General features: G+C 71.1%; 20 protein-coding genes. 15 read left to right on the forward strand and 5 right to left on the reverse strand.

The window, feature by feature from the left end:
- Nucleotide 1 precedes the first annotated feature (1 nt).
- Together ACWD10_RS09310 and ACWD10_RS09315 are read left to right on the forward strand one after the other, a co-directional pair.
- On the forward strand, nucleotides 2-1,021 hold the full coding sequence (locus tag ACWD10_RS09310) for an FAD binding domain-containing protein (RefSeq protein WP_451088655.1): 1,020 nt from the start codon (nucleotides 2-4) through the stop codon (nucleotides 1,019-1,021).
- A complete protein-coding gene (locus ACWD10_RS09315) occupies nucleotides 1,018-3,258 on the forward strand; it encodes a xanthine dehydrogenase family protein molybdopterin-binding subunit (protein WP_451088657.1) in 2,241 nt (746 codons plus the stop codon). The genes ACWD10_RS09310 and ACWD10_RS09315 overlap by 4 nt, the downstream gene beginning before the upstream one ends.
- On the opposite strand, the gene ACWD10_RS09320 is transcribed toward ACWD10_RS09315, so the two are convergent.
- A complete protein-coding gene (locus tag ACWD10_RS09320; RefSeq protein WP_451088659.1) occupies nucleotides 3,236-3,964 on the reverse strand; it encodes a haloacid dehalogenase type II in 729 nt (242 codons plus the stop codon). The genes ACWD10_RS09315 and ACWD10_RS09320 overlap by 23 nt on opposite strands.
- Nucleotides 3,965-4,051: 87 nt before the next feature.
- On the opposite strand from ACWD10_RS09320, the gene ACWD10_RS09325 reads away from it, so the two are divergent.
- Nucleotides 4,052-4,630 (forward strand): CGNR zinc finger domain-containing protein, encoded by a 579-nt coding sequence (locus ACWD10_RS09325; RefSeq protein WP_451088661.1) that lies wholly within the window; start codon nucleotides 4,052-4,054, stop codon nucleotides 4,628-4,630.
- An 81-nt stretch (nucleotides 4,631-4,711) separates the two neighbouring features.
- Here ACWD10_RS09325 and ACWD10_RS09330 read toward each other — a convergent pair whose 3' ends face one another.
- Together ACWD10_RS09330 and ACWD10_RS09335 are read right to left on the reverse strand one after the other, a co-directional pair.
- Complete coding sequence (locus ACWD10_RS09330; RefSeq protein ID WP_451088663.1) at nucleotides 4,712-5,080, reverse strand: hypothetical protein; 369 nt, start codon at nucleotides 5,078-5,080, stop codon at nucleotides 4,712-4,714.
- Nucleotides 5,080-5,802 (reverse strand): DUF6232 family protein, encoded by a 723-nt coding sequence (locus ACWD10_RS09335; RefSeq protein WP_451088665.1) that lies wholly within the window; start codon nucleotides 5,800-5,802, stop codon nucleotides 5,080-5,082. Before ACWD10_RS09335 ends, ACWD10_RS09330 begins: the two co-directional genes overlap by 1 nt.
- A gap of 296 nt (nucleotides 5,803-6,098) precedes the next feature.
- On the opposite strand from ACWD10_RS09335, the gene ACWD10_RS09340 reads away from it, so the two are divergent.
- The 4 genes from ACWD10_RS09340 (at nucleotide 6,099) to ACWD10_RS09355 (ending at nucleotide 9,046) form a co-directional block, all read left to right on the forward strand.
- Nucleotides 6,099-6,485, forward strand: a complete 387-nt coding sequence (locus tag ACWD10_RS09340) for a cell division protein SepF (protein ID WP_451088667.1) — start codon at nucleotides 6,099-6,101, stop codon at nucleotides 6,483-6,485.
- A 186-nt stretch (nucleotides 6,486-6,671) separates the two neighbouring features.
- Nucleotides 6,672-8,006 (forward strand): ATP-binding protein, encoded by a 1,335-nt coding sequence (locus ACWD10_RS09345; protein ID WP_451088669.1) that lies wholly within the window; start codon nucleotides 6,672-6,674, stop codon nucleotides 8,004-8,006.
- Between the two features lie 34 nt (nucleotides 8,007-8,040).
- Nucleotides 8,041-8,403, forward strand: a complete 363-nt coding sequence (locus ACWD10_RS09350) for a nucleotide pyrophosphohydrolase (RefSeq protein WP_451088671.1) — start codon at nucleotides 8,041-8,043, stop codon at nucleotides 8,401-8,403.
- 160 nt (nucleotides 8,404-8,563) lie between these two features.
- A complete protein-coding gene (locus ACWD10_RS09355; RefSeq protein ID WP_451088808.1) occupies nucleotides 8,564-9,046 on the forward strand; it encodes a DUF6099 family protein in 483 nt (160 codons plus the stop codon).
- Nucleotides 9,047-9,082: 36 nt separating this feature from the next.
- Here ACWD10_RS09355 and ACWD10_RS09360 read toward each other — a convergent pair whose 3' ends face one another.
- A complete protein-coding gene (locus ACWD10_RS09360) occupies nucleotides 9,083-9,265 on the reverse strand; it encodes a hypothetical protein (protein ID WP_451088673.1) in 183 nt (60 codons plus the stop codon).
- Between the two features lie 248 nt (nucleotides 9,266-9,513).
- Between ACWD10_RS09360 and ACWD10_RS09365 the strand changes: the two genes are divergently transcribed.
- The 6 genes from ACWD10_RS09365 to argF all read left to right on the forward strand — a co-directional run bounded on the left by ACWD10_RS09365 (nucleotide 9,514) and on the right by argF (nucleotide 17,659).
- Nucleotides 9,514-10,437: an LLM class F420-dependent oxidoreductase gene (locus ACWD10_RS09365; RefSeq protein WP_451088675.1), complete on the forward strand. Its 924-nt coding sequence runs from the start codon at nucleotides 9,514-9,516 to the stop codon at nucleotides 10,435-10,437.
- Nucleotides 10,438-10,537: 100 nt separating this feature from the next.
- A complete protein-coding gene (locus tag ACWD10_RS09370; RefSeq protein ID WP_451088677.1) occupies nucleotides 10,538-10,819 on the forward strand; it encodes a hypothetical protein in 282 nt (93 codons plus the stop codon).
- A gap of 154 nt (nucleotides 10,820-10,973) precedes the next feature.
- Nucleotides 10,974-12,509 carry a 3' terminal RNA ribose 2'-O-methyltransferase Hen1 gene (locus ACWD10_RS09375; RefSeq protein WP_451088679.1) on the forward strand — a complete coding sequence of 512 codons (1,536 nt, stop codon included), beginning with the start codon at nucleotides 10,974-10,976 and terminating at the stop codon, nucleotides 12,507-12,509.
- Nucleotides 12,506-15,109, forward strand: a complete 2,604-nt coding sequence (locus ACWD10_RS09380) for a polynucleotide kinase-phosphatase (protein ID WP_451088681.1) — start codon at nucleotides 12,506-12,508, stop codon at nucleotides 15,107-15,109. Before ACWD10_RS09375 ends, ACWD10_RS09380 begins: the two co-directional genes overlap by 4 nt.
- A 191-nt stretch (nucleotides 15,110-15,300) precedes the next feature.
- Nucleotides 15,301-16,533 (forward strand): arginine deiminase, encoded by a 1,233-nt coding sequence (locus ACWD10_RS09385; protein ID WP_451088683.1) that lies wholly within the window; start codon nucleotides 15,301-15,303, stop codon nucleotides 16,531-16,533.
- A gap of 127 nt (nucleotides 16,534-16,660) precedes the next feature.
- The gene (argF, locus tag ACWD10_RS09390) at nucleotides 16,661-17,659 is read left to right on the forward strand and encodes an ornithine carbamoyltransferase (protein ID WP_451088685.1); all 999 of its coding nucleotides are present in this window, start codon (nucleotides 16,661-16,663) and stop codon (nucleotides 17,657-17,659) included.
- A gap of 8 nt (nucleotides 17,660-17,667) precedes the next feature.
- Here the strand turns inward: argF and ACWD10_RS09395 are convergent, their stop codons facing one another.
- A complete protein-coding gene (locus ACWD10_RS09395) occupies nucleotides 17,668-18,099 on the reverse strand; it encodes an ATP-binding protein (protein ID WP_451088687.1) in 432 nt (143 codons plus the stop codon).
- Nucleotides 18,100-18,332: 233 nt separating this feature from the next.
- On the opposite strand from ACWD10_RS09395, the gene ACWD10_RS09400 reads away from it, so the two are divergent.
- The gene (locus ACWD10_RS09400; protein WP_451088689.1) at nucleotides 18,333-19,163 is read left to right on the forward strand and encodes an enoyl-CoA hydratase family protein; all 831 of its coding nucleotides are present in this window, start codon (nucleotides 18,333-18,335) and stop codon (nucleotides 19,161-19,163) included.
- Nucleotides 19,148-21,478, forward strand: a complete 2,331-nt coding sequence (locus ACWD10_RS09405) for a bifunctional salicylyl-CoA 5-hydroxylase/oxidoreductase (RefSeq protein WP_451088691.1) — start codon at nucleotides 19,148-19,150, stop codon at nucleotides 21,476-21,478. The genes ACWD10_RS09400 and ACWD10_RS09405 overlap by 16 nt, the downstream gene beginning before the upstream one ends.
- The last annotated feature ends 7 nt before the right edge of the window (nucleotides 21,479-21,485 follow it).

The raw sequence follows: 21,485 nt of genomic DNA on the forward strand, positions 1-21,485 counted from the left end.
CATGCGGCCTATCAGCTACTCCCGCGCCAGCGCCGTCGCCGAGGCCGTGGCGACGGTTGCCTCCGACCCCACCAGCGATTTCCTGGCCGGTGGGACGACCGAGGTGGACCTGCTGCGCCAGAACGTCCTGCTGCCGCGGCGGCTCGTGGACATCAATGACCTGCCCCTCACCGAGATCGAGGACCGGCCGGACGGCGGCCTGTATATCGGCGCCCTCGCGCGCATGAGCGATGTGGCCGAGGCTCCCGGCGTACGCGAGCGGTTCCCGATGATCGCCGAAGCCCTGGAACGGGGGGCCTCGGCGCAGTTGCGGCACATGGCCAGCATGGGCGGCAACATGATGCAGCGGGTGCGCTGCGGGTACTTCCGTGACGGCGCGTCGGCGTGCAACAAGCGGGAGCCGGGCAGCGGTTGCAGCGCCCTCGACGGATTCAACCGCGGCCACGCCGTGCTCGGCGTCAGCGACGACTGCATCGCCACCCACCCCTCGGACGTGGCCGTGGCCCTGACGGCGCAGGATGCCCGCATCCACACCGAGGGGCTGCAGGGCCGACGCGTGTACACGATCGACGACTTCTTCCTGCTGCCCGGGCATACGCCCCACCTGGAGCACCCCATCGAGCACGGGGAACTGGTGGTCGGCATCGAGATCCCCGGCACGCCCCTGGCCCGCAACTCCCTCTATCTGAAGGTCCGGGACCGAGAGTCGTACGAGTTCGCGCTCGCCTCCGTGGCGGCGGCGGTGACCGTGGCCGACGGCATCATCAGCGACGTACGGCTCGCGCTCGGCGGCGTGGCCACCAAACCGTGGCGGGCCCGGCGCGCCGAGGAGGTGCTGCGCGGGGCACCGGCCGACTCCGGCACCTTCGCGCGGGCCGCCCGTGAGGAACTCGCCGACGCCCGTACCGCACCGCTCAACGCGTTCAAGGTCGAGCTGGCCCAGCGGACCATCGTCCGCGCCCTGCAGACCCTCACCAGCCAGGACTTCACCAGTACGCAGACCAGTACGGAGAGCCGATGAGCACCGCAGTCGCGATCGGAGCCCCCGCCGACCGGGTCGACGGCCGCCACAAGGTCACCGGCGGCGCACGCTATACGGCCGACGTACCGATGGAGGGCATGGCGTACGCCCTCGTGGTCGGCGCACACGTGCCCAGCGGGCGCATCACGCGGATCGACACCAGCGAGGCGCTACAGGCCCACGGGGTGCGCGCGGTCCTCACCCACGAGAACCTGCCGCGCATCGCCGCCCAGCCGCCGCTGCTCCCGTCGCTCGCCGGGATGCCCGCCCCGGGGCAGACGTTCTTCCCGTTGCAGGACGAGGTCGTGCACTATGCGGGCCAGCCCGTGGCCATCGTGGTCGCCGACACGTTGGAGCGTGCGCAGCACGGCGTCGCGCTCGTCCGCGTCGACTACGAGGAGTCGGCCCCGGTCACGACGCTTGACCAGGGGCGCGACCAGGCGTACGAGCCGGAGGCGATCTTCGCGGGCTTCGTCCCCGGGCGGAACGAGCGCGGCGACATCGAGGCCGGTCTCGCGCAGGCCGCGGTGCGCACCGACGCGACGTACACCTTCGCCGCCAACAACCACAATCCGATCGAGCCCTCCGCCACCACCGCGATGTGGGACGGCGACCAGCTCACCCTCTACGACGCCACCCAGGGCGTGGCCGCCACGCAGCTCACCGTCGCCGCCCTTCTCGGCCTGACCCCCTCGAAGGTCCGGGTGATCTCCCACTTCGTGGGCGGCAGCTTCGGCTGCAAGGCGATGATCTGGGCGCACCCCGCGATGGCCGCCCTCGCCGCGCGCGAGGTGGGGTGCCCGGTCCGGCTGACGCTCACCCGCGAGCAGATGTTCACTTCCGTCGGCCACCGGGAGGAGCAGGAGCAGCAGGTCACCCTCGGCGCCACCAGTGAGGGCCGCCTGACCGCGCTGCGGCACCACAAGCTCTCGCCCACCTCGCACTTCGACGACTGGGCCGAGCCGTCGCTCGGTGCGGCCTCCCAGATGTACGCCTGTCCCAACTACGAAGGCGTATACCGGCTGTTCCGCGCCAACACCATGACGCCCACGTTCATGCGGGCCCCCGGCGAGGCATCCGGCATGTTCGCCCTCGAATGCAGCATGGACGAACTCGCCCACGAGCTCGGCATGGACCCCATCGAGCTCCGGCTGCGCAACTACACCGACACCGACCCCAATACGGGCCATCCCTGGTCCAGCAGCGGCCTGAAGGAGTGCTACGAGCGCGGCGCCGAACGCTTCGGCTGGCACCGCCGCAGCCCCGAACTCGGTGCGCAGCGCGACGGCAACTGGCTCATCGGCTACGGCATGGCGAACGCGGGCTACCCCGTCTACGGGCCGAACAACCCCCAGCGCGCCCGGGCCCGCCTGTACGCGGACGGGACCGCCGTCGTCCAGGCCGCCACGCCCGACTTCGGCACGGGTGTCGCGACCGTGATGACGCAGGTCGCCGCCGACGCCCTCGGTGTCCCCATGGAGCGGTGCCGTTTCGAGGGCGGCGACACCACGCTGCCCTCCATCGCCGCGGCGGTCGGCTCGTCGGGGGCGGGCATGATCAGCGCCGCGGTCCACACCGCCGCCGTCAACCTGCGCGACCAACTGATCGCCCTGGCCGTCTCCGACGCCGAGTCACCCCTGCACGGCGCCGACCCCGCCGCCGTGACGGTGCGGGACGGCCGCATGATGCTGCGCGAGCGGCCGGAAACCGGCGAGCCGTACAGCGACCTGCTCCACCGCAACTTCCTGCCCGACACCGAGGCCATGGGGGCCTGGACCCCCGACCCTCAGACCGCCAACTACGGGATGATGACCTTCGGCGCCCAGTTCGCCGAGGTCGCCGTCGACCCCGAGCTCGGCCTCGCCCGGGTCCGCCGGATGGTCGGCGCCTTCGCCCCCGGCCGGGTACTCAACGCCAAGACCTCCCGGAGCCAGCTCATGGGCGGCATGCTCTGGGGCCTCGGCCAGGCTCTGTTGGAAGCGAACTACATGGATCCGCGGCGCGGGAGCTGGGTGGCCTCCAGCCTGGGCGACTACCTGGTCCCGGTGAACGCCGACGCCCCCGAGGTCGACGTCGAGATCATCGAGGTGGAGGACAAGGTGGTCAATCCACTTGGCGTCAAGGGAGTTGGGGAGGTCGGCCAGGTGGGCGCGGCCGCGGCGATCGCGAACGCGATCCATCACGCCACGGGGCGCCGGATCCGCAAACTGCCCATCACCATCGAGGACTTGCTCTGACGCCCGGCTGACTCTTCGACAGCGCGGCGACCAGTTCGTCGAGTCCGTTGAACCGCCCGTCGAAGACGTCCGAGTTCGTCGGCGGATCCCCGACCGGCCGCTGGACGTAGGCGGTCCGCATGCCGCTCGCCCGGGCTCCGCGAAGGTCCCAGGCGTGGGCGGCCACCATGAGGACGCGTTCTGCTGGGCATCCGGCGGTGTCGAGGGCGAGTCGGTAGACCTCCGGCGCGGGCTTGTACGCGCGAACGGCTTCCGCGGACAAGGCTGTGTGCCAGCGCAGCCCGGCGTATGCGTTGAGTCGCAGCAGAGTGGTACGGCCGGCGTGGGAGAGCCCGAGTACGGGGAGATGCTCGGCGAGCCGCTCGAGACCGGTGACCGAGTCGCCCCAGGGCGGCAGGCGCCGACTGGCCGTGGCCAGGCGGGCGATGGCCGCGGGATCGGTGATTCCGGCCTGGTCGGCCACCATCTGAGCGGCCTCCGCGTCGATGGTCTCGGTGTTGACGTACGCACGATGGCCTTGCCGAATGCGTTCCTCCTCGCGCTCGCGATGCCGCTGCCAGGTGGTGAGCAACACGTCGACGGACGACGCGTCGTCGAGCGACGCGGGCAACGCGGTGCGGATTTCCGCTCGCAGGCCACCGGGTTCGTCGACCAGGGTGCCGAGGACGTCGAAGACGACGACATCGATATCGCGGATCTCGCCCATGCGCTCTCCTGTTCCTGGTGTCATGTCGTCACCGGTTCAACAGGTGACGACCTCGTCACCGGACTCGTCACCGGTCAAGATGGTGACGTGGATTTCGCGTTCGTGAGCGGCAACCCCGCCCTGGATCTGGCCGCCACCGTGGGGTCGCGTCGCGGCGAGCCCGGCCCCGTCGACGGACTGGCCGCGCCCGCGGACCTCGAGCGGTGGGTGGCCGCGTGTGACGAGCTCCCCGACGGTGTGAGCGTCGACCCCGCAACGTTCGCGTCCGCGCTGTCACTTCGAGAAGCGATCTACCAACTGGCCCTCGACCGCGTGCTCGACCGCCCCTTCGATCCGGGCAGCCTCGAGATCGTCAACGACGCGGCCGCCGGGCCCGTGCCCACGATCCGGCTCAGCGACGCGGGGCTGCGCAGATCGGGAGACCTCCGCGCGGTCCTCTCCCACCTGGCCAGAAGCGGCATCGCCGTGCTCGCCGATCCGCACGCCTGCCTCAAGGAGTGCGGTCGTACGGGCTGCACTCGCATCTATGTCGACCGCTCGCGCGGCGCCCGGCGCACCTGGTGCGGGATGGACGCGTGCGGCAACCGGGTCAAGGCCGCGGCTTATCGGGCTCGCAGACGCGCTTCTGCCGCAGCCGAGGGGCGCGGGCGTCGCGAAGTCCGGTGAGGGCAGACCGCGCGCGTACTGACGGACCGTGCGCGTACGCGGGCCCTTACTTCGACGCTTATTCCAGGCTGATGAGGACGCTCATTTCAGGCCCATGAGTTCGAGGACCTTGTTGATGGCCTCCACGACCGGTACGCCGACCGCGCCCACGGTCGCGGCGATGCCCGCGACGGCGAGCAGGGCGCGGTGCCGTTCCTGTGGTGGGACGTCCGCCTCGGCGCGCAGCACGGGCAGTGAGTCATCGAGGGTGCTGGCGCTGGCGCTGGCCTGTGGCACCTGGGCGCGCAACTCCTCGACCAGGGTGAGGAGTTCGCGCAGGGCTTCCTGGACGGCCTGGGCCAGTTCCGGGGCCGGGGTGACGCGTTTGTCGATGCCGACGTTGCCCGAGCCGCCGTGCATGGCGACGTGGTCGCCGCTGCCGAAGTAGTAGTGCTGGTCTCCGCCGCTCATCAGCTCGCCATCCCCACGTTGCCGGTGCCGCCGTACATGTTGACGTTGTCTCCGAAGTAGTAGTGCTTGGGGCTGATGGTGATGGTGTCCACCCGCACCTCGAACTCCGCCTCCCGGTTCTCGATCGCGTCGGCGATCTGGCGGGCGAGCCGCCGCAGTTGGCCAGGGTCGCGGCTGGTCACCACGGCGGTGGACGGGCCGGACGTCTCCACCGCAAGGACGAAGTGCGAGGGCGCGCCGAGCACCTTCAGCATCTCCACCAGGGAGTACATCAGCGCCGCGCCCGCGATGATCAGGACCAGTGCGGTGAGCCCGGCGGAACCGCCGCCGCCACCCCCGAAGCCACTCGATACGTCGATCGCGGCGGCGAGCAGCCCGAGCAGGGTCGAGACCACCCCGATGATCAGCAGCCGGATCACGAAACGTACGACGGCGTCCTTGCGCCGGGGATGGATCGTGAGGGTGTACACGCGGGCGATGTTCTGCAGCGGGTAGTACGCGTCACCGACCCAAAGGAGCCGTTTGCTGACCCGCAGGTCGACCCCGATGATCGGCGTTGCTGAGGCCGGCGGGGGTACGTCGGGGTGCGGATCCGGGTGCGGATCGGCGGTGGGCGGGGCGACCGGAGGCGGCGGAGCGGCGGGCGGAGGCGGGCCCTGCGGTGCGGGTACGGCGCTCGTCTGCTCGTTCCCTGATGGTCCTGCCGGGTCGGCTGACGTCATACGGTCCCCCTCGGTTGCTCTTCAAAAGTCTTATCACAGAGGGGAGTTGAGACTCCGTGGGAGATCTGTGCGGGATCCGTGGGCAGAACGGTTCCGGTCCCGTTCCGGTGGCCGGGCCGACGGCGCGGACGGTGATCCGTACGGCGGTCCCTGGTGCCCCCGTGTCGCAGTTGGGCCGAACGGGTGAGTTGGCGTAAGAATTGACCGATGCAGACAACCAGTGCGAGCCGAGGAACAGGCGCGGCGCACGGCGCTCCGGCCGGGGGCGGCGGGCACCGTGCGGGCGGGGGAGTGCCTTGAACAGCCACGACGTCACCGATGAGCAATGGGAGGGCCTGGCCCAGGTCGTCCCGCTGCGCGGCCGCAACGAGTGGCCCTCCTGGCCGGGCCACCGCGCCATGCCGGAGGCGGAGACCGAGACGCGGCGGCGCTTCGTGGTGCTGCGCGTGAACGTGTTCTCGGACGCCCGCGAGGTCGCGGAGACCCTCATGGCACGGATTCCGGTTCTGCTCGATCTGACCGGCGCCGAGACCGAAGTCGCCAAGCGCGTCCTCGACTTCAGCAGCGGCGTCGTCCTCGGCCTCGGCTGCGGAATGCACCGGGTCGACCGCAACGTATTCCTGCTCGCACCTTCCGGAACCGAGGTGCAGGGGTTCGTCCCGGACGCTGTCGCCGAAGCCTGAGCCGCGGGCGAGCTGCGGTCGAGCCGCGGGCGAGCTGCCGGGGTGTGCAGGGAGTGTGCGGGGGTGTACCGCCGAGCGTGACCCATGGCCCGTACCCGCCCCGGTCTCGGGGCACCGTCCCCCGATCGTAGGAAAATCACGGCGGCAAAACGGTTCGCCCTTCCCGGGGCTGCATACCGTCCGGCCATGAGTGTGCTCTCCCAGGGGGTCCAGGGGGCGGCCGACGGGCCGGAACCGGCCCGTCCCGCGGCCCGTCCCACGGTCGCCGAACTGCGGCTCTCCGCCTTCAAGTCCCTCCGGGGAGCGGCCTTTCCGCTCGGCCCGGTCACGCTCCTGTCAGGGGCGAGCGGCAGTGGAAAGACCACGGTCCTCCAGGCGTACGAGGCGCTCGCCCGGCTCGGTTCGGGGAGCACCCTCGAGGAGGTGTTCCCGGACCCGGCGTCCTGTGTCCCCGAGTCGGCCCGGCCCGACCGGCAGCGGCGCCGAGGCTTCCGCATCGGCTGCACCGTCGACGGACCCGCGGGCCCGGTCCGCCTCGACCTCGCCGTACAGGCCGAACCCGAACTCCGCATCGTGGGCGAACGCCTGACGGCCGACGGGACCGTCCTGCTCGAATCCGCGCTCCGCGACCCCGCACGCCGTACGGTCCAGGCCGCCTGGCACACCGCGGGCACCGCCCCCGTGACCCGCGCCCCGCTGCCCGACGACCGGCTCGGCACCGCGCTCGTGCCGCTGCGCGTCGCGGGCAAGACCGACGGCCAGCGCCGCGTGATCGCCGCGGCGGAACAGGTCGTCGTGGCGCTGCGCTCGGCCTTCGGCTGTGACCCCCGCCCGGCCGGGATGCGGGCACCCGCACGGATCGGCGACGGCCGCCTGCGGCGCGGCTGCGACAACCTCGCCGAGGTGCTCCGCCGCACCCATACGGAGTGCGGCATCCGGCACGCGGCCCTGGTGTCGGCGGTACGGGAGGGCTGTGCGGGGCCGGTCGCGGACCTACTGCCGCAGGTGCTCGAGGACGGCCGGGTGCGGGCCGTTATTGATCGGGGTGGTGCGGGCGGCGCGGGCGGTGCGGGTGGTGCGGGCGGTGTAGGTGGCACGGGTGGTACGCGCGGCGCGCGCAATGGGGCGGTCGGGGCCCGGACCGGAGCCGGGGCTGGCGCCGGGGCCGATGCCGGGAACGCGTCCACCGGAACGCCCGTGGAGCGGCTCGGGGACGGCGAGTTGAGGTATCTCGCCCTGGCTCTCGTGCTGCTCACCGGGCCCGGAGTGCTCGCCGTCGACCCGGTGGCCGAGGTGCCCGATGCCTACCAGACGCTCACGGTGCTCGCCGACGGGTTCGTACGATCCCTGGACCCCGCGCAGGCACGTCAACTCGCGGCGCTCGCCGTCCGGATGGCCGCCAGGGGACATCTGCGCCTGGTCGGAACGGTGAGCGACGCCTCCTGGGCGCGCGGGCTCACCGGGCTAGACGTGGTGGACCTCGACCGCGTCGGTGCTGCCGCGCGGGAGGCGGACGTCTGACGACAGGGCTCAGCGGTCTTGATAGACCTGGCGTGTGACGGAACTGGACATCAAGGAATTGCAGCGCAGGCTGGCCGAGTTCGCGGCGGCCCGCGACTGGCAGCCGTACCACACGCCGAAGAACCTGGCCTCGGCGCTCAGCGTAGAAGCGGCCGAACTCGTCGAGATCTTCCAGTGGCTGACGCCCGAGCAGTCGGCCGCGGTGATGGACGACCCGAAGACCGCGCACCGGGTGACGGACGAAGTGGCCGACGTCCTCGCCTATCTGCTGCAGCTCTGCGAGGTGCTCGGCATCGACGCGCTCGCCGCTCTGGCCGCCAAGATCGAGCGCAACGAGCAGCGCTTTCCGGTGGGTTCGACCGATCCCTTGATCCCTCGTCGTCACTCTACGGAGTGATCGAGTTTTCCACAGTTCTATTTCTGTCCACAGATTTCCGAATTCCCCTGGCCTTTCCGTCGCGCATCCCTCACGCTGGGTAGTGGCAGGTCAAGGTCTACGCCGGGTGACAGTACGGAAACGGAAGATCGACGGACGACCGGTGGACGGGGGCGAACTCATGGACGCGGTACGGCTCATCAGGACAAGCAGAGGCGCATTGGCGCGGAGTCATGACGTACGGGAGATCATGGCCGAGGGGTGGCAGGCACAGGCCTTGGCCCAGGCGGTCGGCAGCCGACTCGCGGTCTGCGGCCCGCCGGAGCTGCGGGGTGAGGCGCTGAGGCTGAGCGAGGTCAGCGGCCGGGGCTGCGGCGCGCTCGACGGCCCGCTGCGGAGCGCCGGGGAGGTGCGCGCGGCACGCATGACGGACATCGGCGACGCGCGGGCCGCCCTGCTCGAACTCGGCGGGCTGCTCGGGGAGGTCGGCATCGCACTGGTCGGCGTCGCGTGCTCGGCCGACGCGGAGGCGGACTACTGGAGTTGCATCGAGGCCATCGACGCCGCCGACGAGTCCCGGGACCGGGTCCTCGACATGCTGCGCCGCCTGGCCCTACGGGACCAGGGCCTCTCGCCACCGGACCGGACGGCGGAGCAGTCGTAACGGATAAGGCGGCGCCCCGCAGCGCGGGACCTTCCGTCAGTGGTCTTTCTCGGTGGGCGAAGAGTGGGGGCCGCCGGACTGCAAGTCGGCGTCGAGCTGGGAGAGGTCGGCGTTCAGCGCGGCCATCAGCTCTTCCATCTGCTGCAACAGGCCCTTGGGTTGTCCGCCCTGATCGGGTACGGACGGTGCTCCCTGGTCCGGCGCGGCTTCCTGGGACATGAAGGACTCCTAGGCCCTGGCCCGCCCGGCGCGGGGAGGGCAGTGGTGCAAAGGGGCGCGTCGGCAGTGACCGCCGGCGCGGGTGCCGGGCGGTCCGGCTCCGTCCGGGCCAACGATCTCCCTGGGCGGCCGTCACTGGCCCAGGAGGCAACGGCCCTGAGGTGTTGACGCAATTCACCCGACCGAGACGGTGGGGGAAGGGGGAAAGCGGTGCGGTTGACGCACGTTCGGGCAGGCAGGATGGAGCCATGGATCTTCGCATCTTCACAGAGCCCCAGCAGGGGGCCACCTATGACACATTGCTCAGCGTTGCCAAGGCTACGGAAGACCTGGGTTTCGACGCCTTCTTCCGCTCCGACCACTACCTGAGGATGGGCTCGAGCGACGGGCTGCCCGGGCCCACCGACGCCTGGGTCACGCTGGCAGGGCTCGCCCGGGAGACGCGGCGCATCCGGCTCGGGACGCTGATGACGGCCGGGACCTTCCGGTTCCCCGGTGTCCTCGCCATCCAGGTGGCCCAGGTCGACCAGATGTCCAGCGGGCGGGTCGAACTCGGCCTGGGCGCGGGGTGGTTCCAGGCGGAGCACACGGCGTACGGCATTCCGTTCCCGAAGGAGAAGTTCGCGCGGCTCGAGGAACAGCTCGCGATCGTCACCGGGATGTGGGCCACGGAGGTCGGCAAGACCTTCGACTTCCAGGGCACGTACTACCAGCTCACGGACTCGCCCGCGCTGCCCAAGCCCGCCCAGGACAAGGTGCCGGTGCTGATCGGCGGGCACGGCGCACAGCGCACGCCCCGGCTCGCGGCGCAGTACGCCGACGAGTTCAACATCCCGTTCGCCTCGATCGAGGACAGCACACGGCAGTTCGGACGGGTAAGGGCGGCCGCCGAGGCGGCCGGGCGCAAGGGCGATGACCTCGTCTACTCCAACGCCCTGGTCGCCTGCGTCGGCAAGGACGACGCGGAGGTGGCGCGGCGCGCGGCGGTCATCGGGCGCGAGGTGCAGGAGCTCAAGGCCAACGGGCTTGCCGGGTCGCCCGCTGAGGTGGTCGACAAGCTCGGACGGTACGCGGAGATCGGCTCGCAGCGGGTCTATCTGCAGATCCTCGACCTGCATGACCTCGACCACCTGGAGCTGATCTCGTCCCAGGTGCAGGCCCAGCTGTCCTGAGCCGAATCGGGCCGGGCCGGGCCGAGTTGGGGGAGAACGATTCGCTAAGGTGACGCGCCGGAGGACGGGCCCGAGGGGGCGACGAGGCCAAGGGGGGCTGGTGACACAGGTACGTAAGAGCGGTGCCGGTCAGTGGGTGCACGCCGTGATCAGCGTGGTGGCGGGGGCGGCCGCGCTACTGACGCTCGGGGTCAACTGGTTCGACGCCACTACGGCAGGAGCGGTGGCGGGCGCCGTGGCGCTCGTGGGGCTGGTACGCGAGGCACAACACGGCGACGTGTCCCGACGCCGCAACCTGCACCTCGTCGGCTTGATCCTGGGCGTGGGCTCCGCGGCGCTCGCCCAGATACTGCCGGGGTTGCTGGGGTTCCTTCTGCTGTAGCGGGCCCTGGACCTGTGGCGACCTGTGGCGCTCGGCCCGGCTGGTGTATCGGGTGGGAGCGTGGCTGAGCTGACGGGGGATTCCCGGAGGGGCGACCTGCGGCGCGCCGGAAAACCGGTACGCCGGTCGGGGCCGAACGGGGAGAATCGGCCGTATGTTCCTGACGATCAGTACCACGGGTACGGCCGAGCGGCCTGCCACCGACCTCGGGTTTCTGCTGCACAAGCATCCCGACAACGCGCAGGTGTTCAGCACCGCGCACGGCGACGCGCACGTTCTCTACCCCGAGGCGAGCGCGGAGCGGTGCACGGCGGCGCTGCTGCTCGAGGTGGACCCCGTGGCGCTGGTGCGGCGGAACAAGGGGGGTGGGAGGGGGCGGGGCGGGGCCCCCGATGCGGCGCTTGCGCAGTACGTCAACGACCGCCCATACGCAGCGTCCTCGCTCCTCGCCGTAGCCCTGAGCACCGTATTCAAGAGTGCGCTGCGTGGCGTGTGTGCGGCTCGGCCCGAGTTGGTCGGGCAGGCGTTGCCGCTGCGCATCGAGGTGCCCGCTCTGCCTGCTCGGGGCGGTGCCGACTTGGTGCAGCGGCTCTTCGGGCCGCTGGGCTGGGCCGAGGTGCGCGCGGAACCCGTCCCGCTCGACGAGCAGTTTCCCGAGTGGGGTGAGTCCAGGTACGTACGCCTGGTGCTTGAGGGCGAGTTGACGCTGGCGGATGCGCTGCGTCAGTTGTACGTGCTGCTGCCGGTGCTCGATGACGCCAAGCACTACTGGGTCGCGCCGGACGAGGTGGACAAGTTGCTGCGGGCGGGGGAGGGCTGGCTGGCCGGTCATCCGGAGCGGGATCTGATCACCCGCCGGTATCTGGCGCGGCGGCGGTCGTTGACGCGGCAGGCGCAGGAGCGGCTTGAAATGGTGCGGCTTGCCGATGCCGAGGGGCTTCAGGTCGAAGATCTCGACAACGCCGTGGACGAGGATGCCGACACCGAGGAGAAGCCGGTGCCGCTCGCCGTGCAGCGGCGCGAGGCGATCCTCGCGGCGCTGCGGGCGACGGGTGCGAGCCGGGTGCTCGATCTCGGCTGCGGCCAGGGGCAGTTGGTGCACGATCTGCTCAAGGACGTGCGGTTCACCGAGATCGTCGGGGTCGATGTGTCGATGCGGGCGCTCACCGTGGCCGCGCGTCGGCTGCGGCTCGAGCGGATGGGGGAGCGGCAGGCCGGGCGCGTCCGGCTCGTGCAGGGCTCGCTCGCGTACACCGACAAGCGCCTCAAGGGATACGACGCCGCCGTGCTCAGCGAGGTCATCGAGCACCTCGATCTGCCGCGGCTGCCCGCCCTGGAGTACGCGGTGTTCGGCTCCGCGCGGCCCGCGACCGTCCTCGTGACGACGCCGAACGTCGAGTACAACGTGCGCTGGGAGTCGCTGCCCGCCGGGCAGGTGCGCCACGGCGACCACCGCTTCGAGTGGACCCGCGCGGAGTTCCGCACCTGGGCCACGGCCGTGGCCGAACGGCACGGATACGGCGTGGAGTTCACCCCCGTGGGGCCGGACGACCCCGAAGTGGGGCCGCCTACCCAGATGGCCGTCTTCACGATCGGTACCGCTGCCGACGGCACCTCTGCCACCACAGCCACCACCGCTGCCACCACCAAAGCCACCACCAAGACCTCGAAGGGAGCCAGGGCCGCATGACCAGCACCACCGACAACGCCGACAACGCCGACAACGCCGACAACGCCGACGGCGCCGCCGCCGGGCCGCGGGTTCTGTCCGTCACCGACCTGTCCCTCGTGGTCCTGGTCGGTGCCACCGGATCCGGTAAGTCCTCCTTCGCGCGCAAGCACTTCATGCCGACCGAGGTGCTCTCCAGTGACTTCTGCCGCGGCCTGGTCGCCGACGACGAGAACGACCAGGGCGCGAGCCGCGACGCCTTCGACGTGCTGCACTACATCGCGGGCAAGCGGCTCGCGGCCGGCCGACTCACCGTCGTGGACGCCACGAACGTGCAGGCGGAGAGCCGTAAGCAGCTGATCAGGATCGCGCGGGAGCACGACGTGCTGCCGATCGCGATCGTCCTCGATGTGCCCGAGTCCGTGTGCGCCGAACGCAACGCCGCGCGCCCGGACCGGGCGGACGTGCCGCGCCGCGTCATCCAGCGGCACCAGCGCGAACTGCGGCGCTCGCTGCGCCAGTTGGAGCGCGAGGGGTTCCGCAAGGTGCACATCCTGCGCGGCGTCGAGGAGATCGACCGGGTCGAGATCCGCCTGGACAAGCGGTACAACGACCTCGCTCACCTCACCGGCCCCTTCGACATCATCGGCGACATCCACGGCTGCCGCGCCGAGCTGGACGCCCTGCTCGACCGGCTCGGTTACGTCGACGGCGTGCACCCCGAGGGGCGTACCGCGGTCTTCGTCGGCGACCTCGTCGACCGCGGTCCGGACAGCCCGGGCGTGCTGCGCCGCGTCATGCGGATGGTGCGATCGGGCGACGCGCTGTGCGTGCCCGGGAACCATGAGAACAAATTCGGCCGTTACCTCAAGGGTAAGAAGGTTCAGCACACCCACGGACTCGCCGAGACCCTCGCGCAGATGGAGGGGGAGAGCGAGGAATTCCGCGCGCAGGTACGGGAGTTCATCGACGGGCTCGTCAGTCACTACGTCCTCGACGAGGGCAGGCTGGTGGTCTGCCACGCCGGGCTGCCCGAGAAGTACCACGGCCGCACCTCCGGCCGGGTCCGCTCGCACGCCCTGTACGGCGACACCACCGGTGAGACCGACGAGTTCGGCCTGCCCGTGCGCTACCCGTGGGCCGAGGAGTACCGCGGGCGCGCCGCCGTCGTCTACGGCCACACTCCGGTACCGACGGCGACCTGGCTGAACAACACCATCTGCCTGGACACCGGTGTGGTCTTCGGCGGCAAGCTGACCGCGCTGCGTTGGCCGGAGCGCGAACTCGTCGACGTACCGGCCGAGAAGGTCTGGTACGAGCCGGTCAAGCCGCTGTCCATCGAGGCGCCCGGCGGGCACGAGGGGCGTCCGCTCGACCTCGCGGATGTGCACGGCCGCCGCACCGTGGAGACCCGGCACGCCGGGCGGATCACGGTGCGCGAGGAGAACGCCGCCGCGGCCCTGGAGGTGATGAGCCGCTTCGCGGTCGACCCGCGCCTCCTCCCGTATCTGCCGCCGACGATGGCGCCGACCGCCACCTCGAAGGTCGAGGGCTACTTGGAGCACCCGGCGGAGGCGTTCGCGCAGTACGCGGCCGACGGGATCGAGCGGGTGGTGTGCGAGGAGAAGCACATGGGCTCCCGGGCCGTGGTCCTGGTCTGCCGGGACGCGGACACGGGGCGGAAGCGCTTCGGCGTCGACGGCCCTACCGGCTCGCTGTGCACCCGCACCGGTCGCCCCTTCTTCGACGACGAGAAGATCACCGAGCAGATCCTCGACCGGGTCCGCGGCGCCGTCACCGCCGCCGGGCTCTGGGACGAGCTCGACACCGACTGGCTGCTGCTCGACGCCGAGCTGCTTCCCTGGTCGCTCAAGGCGTCCGGGCTGCTCCGGAGCCAGTACGCCGCCGTGGGCGCAGCCTCCGGCGCGGTGTTCCCGCGCGCTCTGACCGCCCTCGAAGCGGCCGCCGCCCGTGGGGTCGACGGCGCCGCCGAACTGCTCGCCCGGCACCGCGAACGGGCCGCGGACGCCGCCGCGTTCACCGAGGCGTACCGCCGCTACTGCTGGCCGACGGAGGGTCTCGACGGGGTGCGGCTCGCGCCGTTCCAGATCCTGGCCGTGCGCGGGCGCAGCCTCGCGGGGCTCGGGCACGACGAGCAGTTGGCGCTCATCGACCGGCTTGTCGCGCAGGACAGCCACGAGGAGCACGGGCTGTTGCAGGCCACGCGACGGTGTTACGTCGACACGGGCGATGAGGCGTCCGTGCGGGCGGGCGTCGAGTGGTGGCTGGAGCTGACCGGGCAGGGCGGCGAGGGCATGGTCGTCAAGCCCGTGCGGGCGCTTGCACGCGATGCGCAGGGGCGGCTTGTGCAGCCGGGCATCAAGTGCCGTGGGCGTGAGTACCTGCGGATCATTTACGGGCCCGAGTACACGCGGCCCGAGCAGCTGCGGCGGCTGCGCTCGCGGTCGCTCGGGCACAAGCGGTCGCTTGCGTTGCGGGAGTATGCGCTGGGGCTCGAGGCTCTGGACCGGCTGGCGGCGGGGGAGCCGTTGTGGCGGGTGCATGAGGCGGTGTTCGGGGTGCTCGCGTTGGAGTCGGAGCCGGTGGATCCTCGGTTGTGATGTGGGGCGCCGGGGGCCGGGGGGGCTGGGGGTCTTTTTCTTCCCCAGTCCCGCCCCTTCCCGTAGGCAGGGGCCCGCGGCGAAGCCGCTGATGGATGCAGCGCCCCCTGCACCCCCGTTCCTCGAACGCCGGAGGGGCTGGGGGTGCCGAACAGGCTGATAGTTGAGCCCCCGCGGAGCAGGATGGAGCCATGGGATTCCATGTCGACTCCGAGGCCGGGCGGCTGCGCCGCGTCATCCTGCACCGTCCGGATCTGGAGCTGAAGCGGCTCACCCCGAGCAACAAGAACTCGCTGCTCTTCGACGACGTGCTCTGGGTGCGGCGGGCCCGGCAGGAGCACGACGGGTTCGCGGACGTGCTGCGGGACCGCGGCGTGGAGGTGCACCTCTTCGGGGACCTGCTGAGCGAGGCCCTCGACGTGCCCGCGGCCAAGACCCTCGTCCTGGACCGGGTCTTCGACGAGAAGGAGTACGGTCCGCTCGCCACCGAGCCGCTGCGCGCCGCCTTCGAGACGCTGCCGTCCGCCGAGCTGGTCGAGGCCCTGATCGGCGGCATGACCAAGCGGGAGTTCCTCGAGCACTTCCCGGAGCCGACCTCCGTGCGCTTCCACGCCATGGAGCTGGACGACTTCCTGCTCGGCCCGCTGCCCAACCACATCTTCACCCGGGACACCTCCGCCTGGATCTACGACGGGGTGTCCATCAACGCGATGCGCTGGCCCGCCCGGCAGCGCGAAACCGTCCACTTCGAGGCGATCTACAAGCACCATCCGCTGTTCACGGGCCCCGAAGCCGCGCCGTTCCACCACTGGTCGGAGGGCCAGAGCGACTATCCCTCCACCATCGAGGGCGGGGACGTGCTCGTCCTCGGCAAGGGCGCGGTGCTCATCGGCATGAGCGAACGGACCACGCCGCAGGCCGTGGAGATGCTGGCGCACAAGCTGTTCGCGGCCGGGAGCGCCACCACGATCGTGGCCCTCGACATGCCCAAGCGCCGGGCCTTCATGCACCTCGACACCGTCATGACGATGATCGACGCGGATACGTTCACGCAGTACGCGGGCCTCGGCATGCTCCGCTCGTACACCATCGAACCCGGCGTCGACGCGCGCGAGCTCAAGGTCACCGACCATCCGCCCGAGCACATGCACCGCGCCATCGCGTCGGCCATCGGACTCAGCGGCATCCGGGTGCTCACGGCCACCCAGGACGTGCACGCGGCCGAGCGGGAGCAGTGGGACGACGGCTGCAATGTGCTCGCCGTGGAGCCGGGCGTGGTGGTGGCGTACGAGCGGAACTCGACCACCAATACGCATCTGCGCAAGCAGGGCATCGAGGTGATCGAGATCCGCGGCAGCGAGCTGGGGCGCGGGCGGGGCGGGCCGCGGTGCATGAGCTGCCCGGTGGAGCGTGCGGCTGTGTAAGAGGCTGTCCTGCCGCGCTCCCGCCCACTGCCCTCCGGACCCACTGTATAAACATGTTGGATGTCGTATAGACTTCCAGCGTCATTGTGTCGTCCGTCCTTCTGTCCGTACGTCCCCAGGAGCGCTCATGGCCCCCGTACTCACCGGCCGCCCCTTCCTCAAGGAGCTGGATTTCACCGCCGAGGAGTTCCGCGGTCTGATCGAGCTCGCGGCCGAGCTCAAGGCGGCGAAGAAGGCCGGGACGGAGGTCAAGCGGCTCCAGGGCCGGAATATCGCGCTGATCTTCGAGAAGACCTCGACCCGTACGCGCTGCGCCTTCGAGGTGGCCGCCGCGGACCAGGGCGCGTCGACGACGTATCTCGATCCCTCCGGCTCGCAGATCGGGCACAAGGAGTCCGTGAAGGACACGGCGCGCGTGCTCGGCCGGATGTTCGACGGGATCGAGTACCGCGGCGACAGCCAGGACGCCGTCGAGGAGCTGGCCGCCTACGCGGGCGTGCCCGTGTGGAACGGCCTGACCGACGACTGGCACCCCACCCAGATGCTCGCCGACGTGCTCACCATGACCGAGCACTGCGACAAGCCGCTCGAGCGGATCGCCTTCGCCTACCTCGGTGACGCCCGCTTCAACATGGGCAACTCCTACCTGGTCACCGGGGCGCTGCTCGGCATGGACGTACGGATCGTCGCGCCGAAGTCGTACTGGCCGAACGAGGAGATCGTGGCGCGGGCCCGGGAGCTCGCCGAGACGAGCGGGGCCCGGATCACGCTCACCGAGGACGTCGCCGAAGGGGTGCGCGGGGCCGACTTCCTGGCCACGGACGTGTGGGTGTCGATGGGCGAGCCCAAGTCCGTCTGGGACGAGCGGATCGCGGTGCTCTCGCCGTACGCGGTGACCATGGACGTGCTGCGGGCCACCGGTAACCCGGACGTGAAGTTCCTGCACTGCCTGCCCGCCTTCCACGACCTGGGTACGAAGGTGGGGCGGGAAATCTACGAGAGCCATGGGCTCAGTGCGCTCGAAGTGACCGATGAGGTTTTCGAGTCGGCGCACTCGGTGGTCTTCGACGAGGCGGAGAACCGGCTGCACACCATCAAGGCCGTGATGGTGGCGACGCTGGCCTAGCCCTGGCCTTAGGGGTGTCGCGCCGGAAGCCGGAACCACACCGCCTTCCCCGACTCCGTCGGGCGGTGGCCGCAGGACTGGCTCAGGGTGCGGATGAGCAGGAGGCCGCGGCCGTGCTCCTGCCAGGGGTCGGGCTCCTCCGTGGCGGCGCTCGGGTGGGCGAGGTCGCCGGGCGGGGCCGGGTCCGGGTCGTGGACCTCGACCTGGCAGCCGGTCGGGAGCAGCTCCACCACCAGCTCTATGGGGGTGTCGCCCGTGGTGTGCTCCACGGCGTTGGCGACCAGCTCCGCGGTGAGCAGTTCGGCGGTGTCGCAGTCGGCGGTCGCCTCGATCTCCTGCAGGGCGGTACGGACGAGCGCCCGCGCCACCGGTACGGCCGCCGGGGTGTGCGGGAGCGCGATGCGCCAGATGCCGGGCGTGCCGGCAGAGGGTTTGTGCAAGGCGGTTCCGTTCGGGCAAGCGGGAGGCGGAAAGCAGGCGGCGGCCAGAAGGCGGCAAGCTGTCCTGTTTTCAACCGTACGAATAGTAAGTCCGCCGTTGCAGGGGCGGCCGACAGGGTCGGATGGGACCTCTGTCGCACGGGTCCGGGACCTTTGGCCGGTGGGCGAGCGATAAGACTGCGCCTTATCGCGTACTCGTGACGGCGGTCACGGAGCGGTGATAACTTCGATGCATGAGTCCCTTCACCGGCTCCGCGTCCCCCACCCCGAAGTGGCGGCACATCCAGCTGACGACGGACGACTCCGGCGTCGCCACCGTCACCCTGGCCCGCCCCGACAAGCTCAACGCGCTCACCTTCGGCGCCTATGCCGACCTGCGCGATCTGCTCGCCGAGCTGTCCCGTGAGAAGTCCGTACGCGCGCTCGTCCTGGCCGGAGAGGGCCGCGGCTTCTGCTCCGGTGGCGACGTCGACGAGATCATCGGAGCCACGCTCGCCATGGACACCGCCCAGCTGCTCGACTTCAACCGGATGACCGGGCAGGTGGTCCGCGCCCTGCGCGAATGCCCGTTCCCGGTGATCGCCGCCGTGCGCGGGGTCGCCGCGGGCGCCGGTGCGGTGCTCGCGCTCGCCGCGGACTTCCGGATCGCGGACCCGAGCGCACGGTTCGCGTTCCTGTTCACCAAGGTCGGCCTGTCCGGCGGCGACATGGGGGCCGCGTATCTGCTGCCCCGTGTCGTCGGGCTCGGGCATGCCACACGGCTGCTCATGCTCGGTGAGGCGGTCCGAGCGCCGGAGGCCGAACGCATCGGCCTGATCAGCGAGTTGACCGACGAAGGCCGCGCCGACGAGCGGGCCCAGGAGCTCGCCCGGCGGCTCGCCGAAGGCCCCGCCCTCGCCCACGCCCAGACCAAGGCGCTGCTCACCTCCGAGCTCGACATGCCGCTCGCCGCCTCCGTCGAACTGGACGCGGCCACCCAGGCCCTCCTCATGAACGGCGCCGACTACGCCGAGTTCCACGCCGCGTTCACCGAGAAGCGGCCGCCGAAATGGCAGGGCCGATGACGGCCCCGGGCGGACGGCAACGGCCTCCCGCCGGACCGGAAAGGCCGCTGCGTGTAGCCGTCATCGGCGGCGGCCCCGGCGGGCTCTACGCCGCCGCGCTGCTCAAACGGCTCGGCCCGGACCGCGAGGTCACGGTCTGGGAGCGGAACGCGCCCGACGACACCTTCGGCTTCGGCGTCGTCCTCTCCGACGAGACCCTCGGCGGCATCGAGCACGCCGACCCGGCCGTCTACGCCGCGCTCCAGGCGGAATTCGTCCGCTGGGACGACATCGACATCGTGCACCGCGGCCACCGCCACACCTCCGGCGGCCACGGCTTCGCCGCCCTCGGCCGCCGTCGGCTGCTCCAGATCCTGCACGAGCGCTGCCACACCCTCGGCGTCGAGCTCCGCTTCCGCACCGAGGCGCCCCCGGCCAAGGACCTCGCGTCGACGTACGACCTGGTCGTGGCCGCCGACGGGGTGCACAGCCGCACCCGCGAGACGCACGCCGACGCCTTCCGGCCGAGCGTCGAGGAGCACCGCTGCCGCTACATCTGGCTCGCCGCCGACTTCGCCTTCGACGCCTTCCGGTTCGAGATCGCCGAGACCGAGCACGGCGTGATGCAGCTGCACGGCTACCCGTTTGCACCCGACGCCTCCACCGTCATCGTCGAGATGCACGAGGACGTATGGCACGCGGCCGGGTTCGACGAGCTCGACGAGCAGCAGTCCGTCGAGCAGTGCGCCAAGCTCTTCGCCGACGCGCTCGGCGGCCGCCCACTGCGCTCCAACAACTCGTCCTGGATCGCCTTCAAGACCGTCGTCAACGAGCAGTGGTCGTACGGCAATACGGTGCTGCTCGGGGACGCCGCGCACACCGCGCACTTCTCCATCGGCTCCGGCACCAAGCTCGCCGTCGAGGACGCCCTCGCGCTCGCCGCCTGCGTCGAGGAGCAGCCCGACCTCGCCGCCGCGCTCGCCGCGTACGAGGAGGAGCGGCGGCCCGTCGTCGCCTCCACGCAGCGCGCGGCGCGGGCCAGCCTCCAGTGGTTCGAGGAGCTCGGACTCTACGTCGACCAGCCGCCCCGCCAGTTCGCCTTCAACCTGCTCACCCGCAGCCGCCGCGTCACCCACGACAACCTGCGGCTGCGCGACGCCGGGTTCACCGCGTCCGTGGAGCGCGACTTCGGCTGCCCGCCGGGCACGCCGCCGATGTTCACGCCGTTCCGGCTGCGCGGCCTCACCCTGCGCAACCGCGTGATCGTGTCCCCGATGGACATGTACTCCGCCGAGGACGGCGTTCCCGGCGACTTCCACCTCGTCCACCTCGGGGCGCGCGCCCTGGGCGGCGCGGGCCTGGTGATGACCGAGATGGTGTGCGTCAGCGAGCAGGGTCGCATCACGCCGGGCTGCGCCGGGCTCTACACCCCGCAGCAGGCATCGGCCTGGCGCCGCGTCACCGACTTCGTGCACGCCCAGGCGCCGGGCACCGCCATCGGGGTGCAGCTGGGGCACTCGGGACGCAAGGGCTCGACGAAGCTGATGTGGGAAGGCATCGACGAGCCGCTTGACGAGGGCAACTGGCCTCTCGTGGCGCCCTCTCCGCTGCCGTACAAAGAGGGCAGCCAGCGCCCGCACGAGCTGACGCCCGGCGAACTCACCGCCCTCACCCTCCAGTTCGAACACGCCGCCGAGCGGGCCGCCCGGGCCGGTTTCGACCTGCTCGAACTGCACTGCGCGCACGGCTACTTGCTCTCCAGCTTCCTCTCCCCGCTCACCAACCGGCGCACCGACGCCTACGGCGGGTCCCTGGAGAACCGCCTCCGCTTCCCCCTCGAAGTCTTCGACGCGGTACGGGAGGTGTGGCCGGACGACCGGCCCATGACCGTCCGTATCTCCGCCACCGACTGGGCCGACGGCGGCACCACGGCCGAGGACGCCGTAGCGATCGCCCGCGCCTTCGCCGCGCACGGCGCCGACGCGATCGACGTCTCCACCGGCCAGGTCGTCGCCGACGAGCGGCCCGCGTACGGCCGCTCCTACCAGACGCCGTACGCCGACCGCATCCGCAACGAGACCGGCATCCCGGTGATCTCGGTGGGCGCCATCTCGTCCTGGGACGACGTCAACTCCCTGATCCTGGCGGGCCGTACGGACCTGTGCGCGCTCGCGCGGCCGCACTTGTACGACCCGCACTGGACGTTGCACGCGGCGGCCGAGCAGGGGTATGCGGGGCCCGGGGTGGAGTGGCCGGTGCAGTACCGGGCGGGGAGTCGGCGGCCGCAGACGGGGCGGGTGGATGCACCGAAGCCGCGGTTGCGGTTGGGAAATTGAGCCCGTC

The sequence above is a fragment of the Streptomyces sp. NPDC002851 genome, from assembly GCF_053591935.1.